The sequence below is a fragment of the Streptomyces sp. NPDC059456 genome (assembly GCF_042750055.1).
In the GTDB taxonomy this organism is placed as follows: Bacteria; Actinomycetota; Actinomycetes; order Streptomycetales; family Streptomycetaceae; genus Streptomyces.
On sequence record NZ_JBHYVA010000305.1, the window covers coordinates 1 to 9,398 of the forward strand.

Consider the following 9,398-nt stretch of genomic DNA (forward strand, 5'->3'; position numbering starts at 1 on the left):
CGACTCGGTCTCGTATTCGGACGCCGACTCGGGTCCCGGCTCGTGATCCGACCCGGGATCCGACGCCGGCTCCGACGCCGGCTCCGACGCCGGCGCCGGCCCCGGCTCCGGCTCCGGCTCCGGCGAGACCGGGTTCGCGCAGCTCGCGGCGCACGTCTCCGGTGCCCGCGCCGCAGCCGTCCTGTCCCTCTACGTCGACGAACGGCAACCGCTCATGACGGCAGTCCTGCCCGACGAGGACGGTGTCCTGCGGGCACGCTGGCAGACCGAACCGACCGCCGACGACCGCGACTGGGCGTTTCTCACCACCCTGCGCCGGGGACAGATCTGCACGGGCACCGTCGTGGCCATGCCCGACTTCGGCGTCACCTTCGTCGACATCGGCGGCTTCACCGCGATGGTCAATCTGCCCGAGGTGTCCTGGCGCCGCATCGACCACCCCTCCGACGTGCTGACGGTGGGCCAGGAGGTCACCGCAGAGATCCTCGACGTCGACATGGTCCGCCAACGGGTGCCGCTGTCGCTCAAATCGCAGGAAGAGGACCCGCTGCGGGTGATCGCGCAGCAGGCCGGCCGGATCGTCACCGGACCGGTCACCTGGCTCACACCGTCCGGCGTCCACGTCCGCATCGAGGACCGCGACGACGGAATCGAGGGACTGCTGGAGCACACCGAACCGGCCGGGACGCCGGTGACGGACCGGCCCGGGGAGGGCGTCGAGGTCGGCGACCTCCTCACCGTCCGGATCATCGGCGTCGATCCGGAGAGCCGTTGCGTCAGGCTGTCGCGCGTCGCTACTGGATGTTCAGGCAGCCCAGGGCGCGGTGGTAGCTGACCCCGTGCTGCTCGGCCCGGTCCTCCGCCTCGCCGAACAGGTCCTCGGGCAGTTCGTCCTGAGCCGGGAGGTCCGTCACCTCGACCGGATGGAAGAGGAACGGCCGCGGCACGTACGAGGCCACGGCGTCGACCGGTACGGGGACACCCCGTGCGGCGGTGAGCGAAGCGGCCGAACGGTAGTGCATCTCGACGGCGGGCGCCGTCCATGATCCGGGAACTGACGCGGGCCTCCTCCCTGACGACCTCGTACACGCTGTCACCCCGGCTCGTCCGCCGGGCCCGCGCGTCCCGGTCGATCCGCTGCAGGGTCTCCCGGTCCGCGTCGGAGAGCTTCTCCCGGACTTGGACCATGTGCGGCCCCGCGCACCGGGGCCACTCCTGGCCGGCCGGCCACAGCAGCGGGCCACCGACGTGGCTGCCGTGCGGTGACGGCTCACCCGCCCTGGGGCGGGGCAGGGTTGCCTTGCGGGCGTCGGGAGCAAGGGCGGGTATGCCGGCGAGCAACGCCTCGACGGTCGGATTCACGGCTGTCACGCGGACGACGCCAGCTGCCGCGGCCGGCCCCGCGTGACGCTGCGCGGCTGACTTCGGCGCGCGGCTAGAAGTAGCCGGCGCGCATGTACTCCATGAGGTCGTCCAGGACTTCGCGCAGCCACGGGCTGCGGACCTCCGGCAGCCGGACCAGCGTCTGCCGGAAGATCTCCGGGTCGGCGCGGAACAGGTGGTGGGGGCGCGGCGCGGGTGGGTCGAAATCGTCACGGAGAACGCCGTACGGGAGGACGCCGGACGTGGGCACGGGCGGGTCCGGCTCGGGGAAGGCCAGCCACAGCCACACCCCGAACGGCAGCGGCACCCGGTACGCCGCCGGGCCGGGCGGGCCTCCCGTGCCTCCGGCGCCTCCCGGGGCCCAGACCTCCCCGGTCTGCGGATGGGTCGGTACGAGGAGGACGTCGGCATCCACGCCGGGAGCAGGCCGCCCCGGTCCCGCCAGGACGGCGCACCGAGCCGGCCGACCCGCGGGAAGCACGGCGTCGAGCACACGCCCGAACACCTCCGTGGCCAAGCCGTCCGGGACGATGACCGGCCGGCCCTCCGAGGCGGCGAGCAGATGCGCGAGTGCCCGGCCGGCCGCCGCCTCCCACCGTGGGCTCCACGACCACCGGTGGTTCGACCAGTGGCCCGCTTGCAGCCGCGACCCCCACTCGGCGATCGGCTCGAACGGAGGTGTGCCCTTCCCTTCCGCCCTCAACTGCGCCCAGGAAAGCGGCTCGGCGCCGGCATCGGCGCCGTCGATCGGGAGGCGGCGCACGGCACTCGGGGACAGCCACATGGCCTGCCAGAGCGAGCAGTCGTCGATCCGGCTCCCCACGGGCAGGGCACACGCCGCACAGGCCACGTTGGGGCCGGCACCCCCGTCGAGGCCGCAGCAGTAGCCGTCGGCCCGCTCCGGGACCAGCACGGTGCCGTGGGCGTCGCCGGGTGCGATGACCACCGCGCCAGGCGCGCCGTCGGACAGGGCGTAGACCGGCGCGTACACACCGCGGGCGGCTGCCTCGTCCGGATGGATCTCCTCCCAGGTCCGCCACGGCGGCCCCCAAGGCTCCGGTTCCACGGCGAACGTGCCCGACTCCATGAGCACCGGGAGCTGAGTCCCGTTCCCGTACTTCTGATGGGCGTGGACCGGCAGGGCGACCCGGGACAACGGGGCGGTGAGTTCAGCGCCGCACCCCGCACACACGAAAACGAACAAATGTCCTACGCCTGGGAAAGAGAGGCATCATCGCAGCGCGGAAGCTCGGCACACCAACCAGTTTCGGGCCGGGCCGGGCCGGTGGAGGACGGTCATCTGCCGTACGGCGTGCACGTTCCCAAAGTCGAGTCGTGGAACATGGGCTGGGAGCCGACTGGTTCGTCTGTCTGGAGGGGGTCACGTTGAAGACGCGCTCGAAAGACCGCGGGGTGCCCGATCCCCATGCGCCCTGGAACGAGATCACAACGGGGCTGTGGATGGGTGGTCACCAGTGGACCGACCCCTCGGGCGACAGGCATGCAGCTGTCGTCGGCACCGAGTTCGGACTGGTCATCAGCTTGTTCAGCCGCCCGGGTCACGGACCTGGTCCCGGCATCGAGCACCTGGTCGCGGAAATGCCCGACCGACCGCTCACGGCCGAGCAGATCCATGCAGTCCAGCAGCTCGCCCGCACCGCCGCGCGAGCCGTCCGGGACGGGCGCACCGTCCTGGTCCGCTGCCACTCCGGCTACAACCGCTCCGGGCTCGTGGTGGCCCAAGCCCTCATCGAGCTGGGCTGGGAGACGACGACTGCTGTCGAGACCATCCGGAGGAATCGATCCCCCTTCGCCCTGCACAACCGGATCTTCGAGGAGTACCTCACCACGGGCCTTGACGTTGCCCAGCTCCTCATCGGCCTGGACACGCTCACCTGACCGGATCGAGGTCTCGGCAGTACACCCGTCGTGAAGGTGCCGTCCCCTGCCGTCCACCGTGGCCGGTCGACGGACGATACCGGGAACCGTCGGTCCTGCCGGTCGGCTGAGGCCGTCGTTGCGGGCGTAGCCCGGCATTCCCGGGCGCCGGTTGTGGGCTCGCCGTCACCGAATCCGTCACCAGCCGCCCCGGCGTGATCGAACTGCTGCAGGCGATCCTCGACCACGACAACCCTCCGCAGCCCCGCGTACAGCGAGCGGCTCACCAAGCCGTGGTCGGCCGCAGAGGCACGGTGGAGATGCTCGCCGGCGACAAGGATCCTGCCGTACGGGTCGCGGCTCGCGACTTGTCCGCCGCGATCGACAGTCACAGCTGCGAGGCCTGCCCGTCATCCTGAAGGGCGGCATGCCCGGCAGATCAGCAGCGTCCAATGCCGTGGTTCGATCCGGCAGGGATCCACTGCGCCCGCGGAATCCGGGGACGCGCACGCGGCCGCCTCGCTGGGCGCTCAGGCCGCGACGCACCCGCGGATGGCGGCATGTCAGTTCACGTTGGCGGGGCCCGGGGGCTCATGGAAGCCGGATTCCGGACCAGTCATCGATTTCGCACTGTCTGTCGGCATTGTTGCCTGCGGTCACGACCGTGCCGTTGGCACGCAGGCCAAGGGTGTGCGTTGAACCGGCCGTCACAGCGACGACGTCGTGCCAATCCCCGACTTCGCACTGTCCGTAGCTGTTGTCTCCCTCCGCGAGGACCCGTCCGGACGCAGTGACCCCCACGGTGTGGTAGCTGCCCGCGCTGAGCGCCACCACGTCTTCCCACTTATCGACCTCGCACGCCCCGGTTGCCCGGTCTCCGGTCGCTACTGCCCGCCCGTCGGCTCTGAGGCCGACGGTATGGAGATACCCGGCCGAAATGGCAGCCAGGTCACGCCACCCTTCAACGGCACACTGCCCACGTCGGTTGTTCCCCGCGGCCAGGGCAGAACCGTCCGACCGGACGCCGACCGAGTGCCAGTCACCACACGAGAGGACGACCATCTCACGCCAGGACTGCACCTCGCACTGCCCTTCTGAACTGCGGCCGACTGCGAGCACCCGGCCACTGGCGAGTAGCCCGAGCGTGCGGCGCCAGCCTGCGGCCACGGCCGTGACGCCTCGCCATCCGGCGACATCACATTGCCCATCGCCATTCCACCCCGTTGCCAGCACCGTGCCGTCCGACCGGAGTCCCACCGTATGGGACCTGCCCGTGTTCGTCGCGGTATGGACATTGCCGGCTGCCACCGCGACGACGTCTTCCCATCCCCCGACACGACATTCAGCGCCTGCGGTATTGCCCGCGGCGAGAACGGTTCCATCCCGGCGCCGTCCGACCGAATGACGCCTTCCGGCCGCCAGCACCGACGAGCCAGCGAGCATTCCGCCTCCTTGTGGTCGGCGCGAGTTCGCGACATGGGATGCCACCTTACGTTGGCCTGGAATCAGAGCGGGGTCCTCAGCCGTCGCCAGCGGATGACGGCACAACCGAGTGTGATGAAGGCGCGGTGGATGGCGTCGCGGATCTCCCAGCGGATGCGTAGGCGGTGGAACCAGTGCAGTAGTGCGATGGCGCCTTCCACGACCCGGCGGTGGACGCCGAGTCCGGAGCCGTGTTCGGTGCCGCGTCGGGCGATGTGCGGGGTGATTTCGAACCGTCGGACTTGATCGCGGTAGCTCTCGTGGTCGTGGTCGTGGCCGTGGCCGCGGTCGGCGTAGAGGTGCTTCGGGCGGCGCAGCGGCTGATCGCGTTTGCCTCGGATCTGCGGGACAGCTCGGAACGGCGGGACAGCTCGGATCAGTGGGATCAGCTGGGTCACGTCGTTGCGGTTGCCGCCAGTCGGCGTGACGGCCGGCGGGATGCCGTGGGCCTCGACGATCAGGTGGTGCCTGCTGCCGGTCTTGCCCCGGTCCACCGGAGACGGGCCGGTGGCCGCACCACCTTTCATCGCCCGCAGATGGCTCGAGTCGACCGACGCCCGGGACAGATCCAGTCCTAAGCGGCTCCTGACCCGTACCGCCAGACGGCGTGCTCCAGTCCGCCCTGTTCCTGCCCGAGGATCGCAGCGGCTTCCTCGTACACGGCTCGCAGCTGCTCGTACGGGAGGCCCGAGACGCCGGCATCCGCGGCGAAGGCGCGCAGATGTACGTCCACGGCGACCTGCGAACGGCCGACGAGGTTGCCGATGTAGTCGACGCTCTTCGGCCCCACGCCCTTCACCGTGCGAAGAGCGGCACGATTGACCTGCTCACCGAGCCACGCATGGAGGTCGTCGCGGGTATCAACCCCCGCAGCGACCAGAAGATCGGTGAGGGCGTGAGCGGTCGCAACCTTTCGGGGGCTGTGGAAGTCCATGGCGGCCGAGAGGTCGTGCGTGGCGAGACGCGCCTGAAAGCCGCGAACCGTCGCGGCATCGGGCCAGGCCTCTTGCAGCCGCTCAAGCCGCGGCCGGAGGGTCGCCTCGTACGTGCAACGGGCATGGAAACTGGCGTCGCAGACCACGGCCCCCATGTGCGTCCAGCCGCCGGGCTGCGGGAACGGACCGTTGCCGAGGAGGTGCTGGACGTGGTCGGCGATCCGCCGGGCGGGGGTGAGTGCGGTCATGGACCCCATGATGGTGGTCCGGCTGTCTCTCGGGCCGGAGAGTGCACAACTCATCGAAAAGCCGGGCGGGAACGGCAGGAGGGGCTGGAGTCCGGCCGGGACGAATGAGGCAGCCCTACGCCAGGGACACCCCTCGGCCGGCGAAGAACTCGGCGAACTCGGCGGCGGGCAGGCTCGCGCTGCGGGCCTGTCCGGTGTGGCCGGACGGGTTGCGGAAGGACACCGTGCCGCCTTGGCGGCCGGTGACGAGGACGAGGTGTCCGCCCTTGCCCGGCGCCGGGTTCTCGGGGCGGCGGATCTCCTTGTGGACCGAGGCCACCACCATCCGCCCGGCGTCGAGCAGCGCGAGGAGGGCGGGCACCGTCAGGTGCGGGTGCACCTCTGCCGCGAGGGTGTGCACGTCGTTCACGTACTGGGCGAACGGGGCGTAGACCAAGCCGTGGATCGCTCCGGTGTCCGGGTCTTCGGTGTAGGCCCCGTACTTCCGGGCGCCGTCGAGGAGCTCGAACAGGGCGGGCGCATCGCCGTTGCGGGCGAGCAGCGCCATGCGCAGGCAGGCGATCCCGCACGTGTGGCCGCACCACCGGCGGTACGTGTCGAGGTCGGGGGCGCCGGACTCGGCCCAGCGGGGGTCGGCACCGGTGTCGCGGCCCTCGTAGACGAATGCGGCGATCAGGTCCGGGCTGGCGTACTGCGTGACGGTGGGGAACTGCGGTTCGGGCACGTGCGGGTCCTTACGGTGGTGGTGGGGGCCGGTCGGGTCATCAGGGGCGGAACGCGGGCAGGGCCACGCCGCCACCGGAGATCACCACCCCCGATCGTGCCCGACCGTTCCAGCCGGCGCACACGGGGCTGCTGTGCCGAGGGCCTGAGGGGTGGGGCATGCCTGGGGTCCGCCCGCGGCGCAGGCGGATTCGGGCAGGGCATGATCGATTCCGATGGGACGCACTCGGTGGCGGGGTCGTGTGAGTGGGCGAGTGGCGGACCGATCCGACGTTCGCGTTGTTCGGGCCTTGGCGGACGGAACCGAACTGCCCTCTGGCGATACCGTTCCTGGTCCGGGTCAGGCTGGCCCGGTCTTCCTCGTTCAGGGTCGTGGGGTGCAGGGTCAGTCAGCCGGTCACCTGCCGCACCGATGGCGGCGCGGCCGCTGATGGCCCGGTGGCCAACCTCAGGCCGGCTTGCGCCACACGGAGACGTGCTTCGCGGAGTCCTGGGTGAACGGAGACCCGTCCCAGTCGGCGACGCGACGTTCCAGGTCAAGGCCAGCGATCCGAGCCATCAGGTCGAGCTCCGACGGCCAGGCGTACCGGTGCCGGGAGTTTTCGCGGCGGTAGCGCCCATCGTCGCCGTCGCGGGTGAAGTGATGCGAGACGAGGATCTGCTCGACCAGGTCGAAGGTGTCGAAGCCGAGATGCTGCTCAGAGACATCGAACGGCACCGCGACCTGGCCTGGCGGCAGGAACCGCAGCGGCGGCACACCCAGCTCGATGACGAATCGGCCGCCGGGCTCCAGATGACGTGCGGCGTTGCGGAAGCACTCGACCTGCTCGTCCTGCGTGAGCAGGTTCGTGATGGTGTTGTAGACGAGGTAGACCAGGGTGAACCCGCCGGGAACGACGGTGGTGGCCATGTCCCCGATGACTACCGGAAGGGTGTCCTCGTCGATCTTGCGCCGCAGCACCGCTGCCATGTGCTCGGACAGCTCGATGCCCACCACCGGCACGCCGCGTTCCCGGAGCGGGACTCCCACCCGTCCGGTTCCGATGGCGAACTCCAGAGCCCGGCCGTCTCCGGCGAACTCGGCGAGGAAGGCGAGGGTCGGTCCGAGAACGGCAGCCGAGGACGCTTCGGCCTCCTCGGCGTCGTAGCGGTCGGCGGTCGCGCGGGTCCACAGCTCACTGCTCGTCACGGACGGCCACTTTGCCGAGTGCCGAGGGGCGCTGTCGACCCATTTACGTTCTCCTCGGCGCAGCGTGCACCGCCCACAGCTCGTCGTCGGCTTTCCGCGGCTTCGGCCGAGCCGCCCCAACCCCCAGATCGCCAGTCCCGGAGTGATGCAACCGCCTTGTAGATCATTTCGGTAGGAGTTCTCGGAGAGGGTGAAGACGTCCTGATCGCGTCCGCCGGCCAGTTTCTGCTTTGCCGGCAGTTGCCCGTCTTGGACATCAGGATCAGCCAACGAGTTCGCGCACGGTAGGCGGTGAGTCGTCGGTTCAACATCGTCTGTCATGGTCGTTGGAGCGGGCCACCCCAGCTGTGGGTCACCCGCAACACGGGCCCCGCCGTGCAAGCGCAACAGACCGTCAAGCGCGTCGGGACCAGCGCGATCCTCGTGGACCTTCGAGACGACAAGCCGGTCCCGCCTGCGTTCCTCAACGCGCTGCCGGCAGGGGTGGAAGCCCTGCAACTGAACGTCGACCAGGCCAAGGCGACAGCCGAACTCAACGGCCCCTGCGAAGCTCTGCAACGCCTGTCCCTGCCTTGCACTCCGCAGGCCGCTCCGGTGGAGCCACGCACCGCCGACGTACGAGTCAGGGAGCTCTACAGCTGGGACACCCCCGGCCAAGGCCTGTTCGCGAGGCAGACCAATACCCCACAGGGCTCTGTCATGGTGCTGGTGGGACACCAAGGCCAGCAGATCTCCGTGCCTGCGGTCAAGGAGGCGGCGAACCGGCACCTCGGCATGGGCGTACCGGTCGAGACGATTGCCGGATCCTGGCTGAATGCCGCCAACATGGACAACCGTCAAGGACTCTGGGTCCTGCTCTTCGGCACGTTCGCGGTGTTCGTCATCGCCATTTCCATCGTCGTATCGAACCTCGCCGAGTTCGTCCGTTTCAGCCGCCAGATCACCGCACTCAGCGTGCTCTCCGGCAACCGGACCGTCTACCTCAGCACGGCCTTCTTCACCCTGTTCGTCCCGCTGCTGGCCGCCTCCCTGATCGGCCTGGCCACGCACTACTGGCTCGCCACCCCCATGACGACCGGCGCCTACGCCGACGGGGCCTCCCTCTCTTGGCCCGTACTGACCATCGTGCTTGCCAGCACACTGGCCATGGCTCTGCTCGTTTGGCTCTGGGGGGCATACGGCGCAGTGCGGCTAACCCACCGGTGGCGTCCGGCGGCTGACTGAATCGCCCTCGGAGCGACCCCGCAGCCTCCGCCGTCTGACGTTCACGCGCGTTCTCAGGCGCTCCCCCGGGCGGGTGGTGAATGCAGTCGAGGGCCTGTCGCCGGCGCGCGGGTCAGGCTTCGATCTCTGCGCCGCCCTGGTCTTCGGCGCCGCCGCGTGCGTCCGCGGGATGCTCCACCCCGAGCGGCCCGGTCCTGCGGAGTGGGGCTTTGCCGGGCGCGGAGCGGGATCCGGCATCGGTGTGCGCGTCCGGATGGCATCCAGCGGCCAGCGGGCGGCGCGGCCGCCGCCCGCGCCCCCCGCGGGGGCGCGCTCCGGGGGGGCCGGCGCGGCCCC

Annotated in this window: 10 protein-coding genes and 1 pseudogene; 4 read left to right on the plus strand and 7 right to left on the minus strand. The window is 70.4% G+C overall.

The window, feature by feature from the left end:
* The first annotated feature begins 214 nt into the window (after positions 1-214).
* Positions 215-835, plus strand: coding sequence for a S1 RNA-binding domain-containing protein (locus ACFXA3_RS24315; RefSeq protein ID WP_385190062.1), 621 nt, complete (start codon positions 215-217; stop codon positions 833-835).
* On the opposite strand, the gene ACFXA3_RS24320 is transcribed toward ACFXA3_RS24315, so the two are convergent.
* A complete protein-coding gene (locus tag ACFXA3_RS24320) occupies positions 795-1,022 on the minus strand; it encodes a hypothetical protein (protein WP_385190065.1) in 228 nt (75 codons plus the stop codon). The two genes, ACFXA3_RS24315 and ACFXA3_RS24320, sit on opposite strands and share 41 nt — an antisense overlap.
* Before the next feature lie 413 nt (positions 1,023-1,435).
* Positions 1,436-2,587, minus strand: coding sequence for a hypothetical protein (locus tag ACFXA3_RS24325; protein WP_385190066.1), 1,152 nt, complete (start codon positions 2,585-2,587; stop codon positions 1,436-1,438).
* A 131-nt stretch (positions 2,588-2,718) separates the two neighbouring features.
* On the opposite strand from ACFXA3_RS24325, the gene ACFXA3_RS24330 reads away from it, so the two are divergent.
* On the plus strand, positions 2,719-3,282 hold the full coding sequence (locus ACFXA3_RS24330) for a protein phosphatase (RefSeq protein ID WP_385190069.1): 564 nt from the start codon (positions 2,719-2,721) through the stop codon (positions 3,280-3,282).
* Positions 3,283-3,476: 194 nt separating this feature from the next.
* Positions 3,477-3,680, plus strand: coding sequence for a hypothetical protein (locus ACFXA3_RS24335; RefSeq protein WP_385190071.1), 204 nt, complete (start codon positions 3,477-3,479; stop codon positions 3,678-3,680).
* Between the two features lie 172 nt (positions 3,681-3,852).
* On the opposite strand, the gene ACFXA3_RS24340 is transcribed toward ACFXA3_RS24335, so the two are convergent.
* From ACFXA3_RS24340 to ACFXA3_RS24360, 5 genes and pseudogenes are all read right to left on the minus strand, one after another.
* Entirely contained in the window at positions 3,853-4,704 is an 852-nt protein-coding gene (locus ACFXA3_RS24340; RefSeq protein WP_385190073.1) for an RCC1 domain-containing protein, read from the minus strand.
* A gap of 62 nt (positions 4,705-4,766) precedes the next feature.
* Positions 4,767-5,345 (minus strand): annotated as a pseudogene (locus tag ACFXA3_RS24345) (transposase); the annotation flags it as partial.
* Complete coding sequence (locus tag ACFXA3_RS24350) at positions 5,318-5,926, minus strand: hypothetical protein (RefSeq protein WP_385190074.1); 609 nt, start codon at positions 5,924-5,926, stop codon at positions 5,318-5,320. The pseudogene ACFXA3_RS24345 and the gene ACFXA3_RS24350, both read right to left, overlap by 28 nt.
* A gap of 115 nt (positions 5,927-6,041) precedes the next feature.
* On the minus strand, positions 6,042-6,650 hold the full coding sequence (locus tag ACFXA3_RS24355; RefSeq protein WP_385190075.1) for a C39 family peptidase: 609 nt from the start codon (positions 6,648-6,650) through the stop codon (positions 6,042-6,044).
* Between the two features lie 447 nt (positions 6,651-7,097).
* The gene (locus ACFXA3_RS24360; protein ID WP_385190077.1) at positions 7,098-7,838 is read right to left on the minus strand and encodes a class I SAM-dependent DNA methyltransferase; all 741 of its coding nucleotides are present in this window, start codon (positions 7,836-7,838) and stop codon (positions 7,098-7,100) included.
* Between the two features lie 375 nt (positions 7,839-8,213).
* Here ACFXA3_RS24360 and ACFXA3_RS24365 point away from each other — a divergent pair, with 375 nt between their 5' ends.
* A complete protein-coding gene (locus ACFXA3_RS24365) occupies positions 8,214-9,062 on the plus strand; it encodes a hypothetical protein (RefSeq protein WP_385190079.1) in 849 nt (282 codons plus the stop codon).
* The last annotated feature ends 336 nt before the right edge of the window (positions 9,063-9,398 follow it).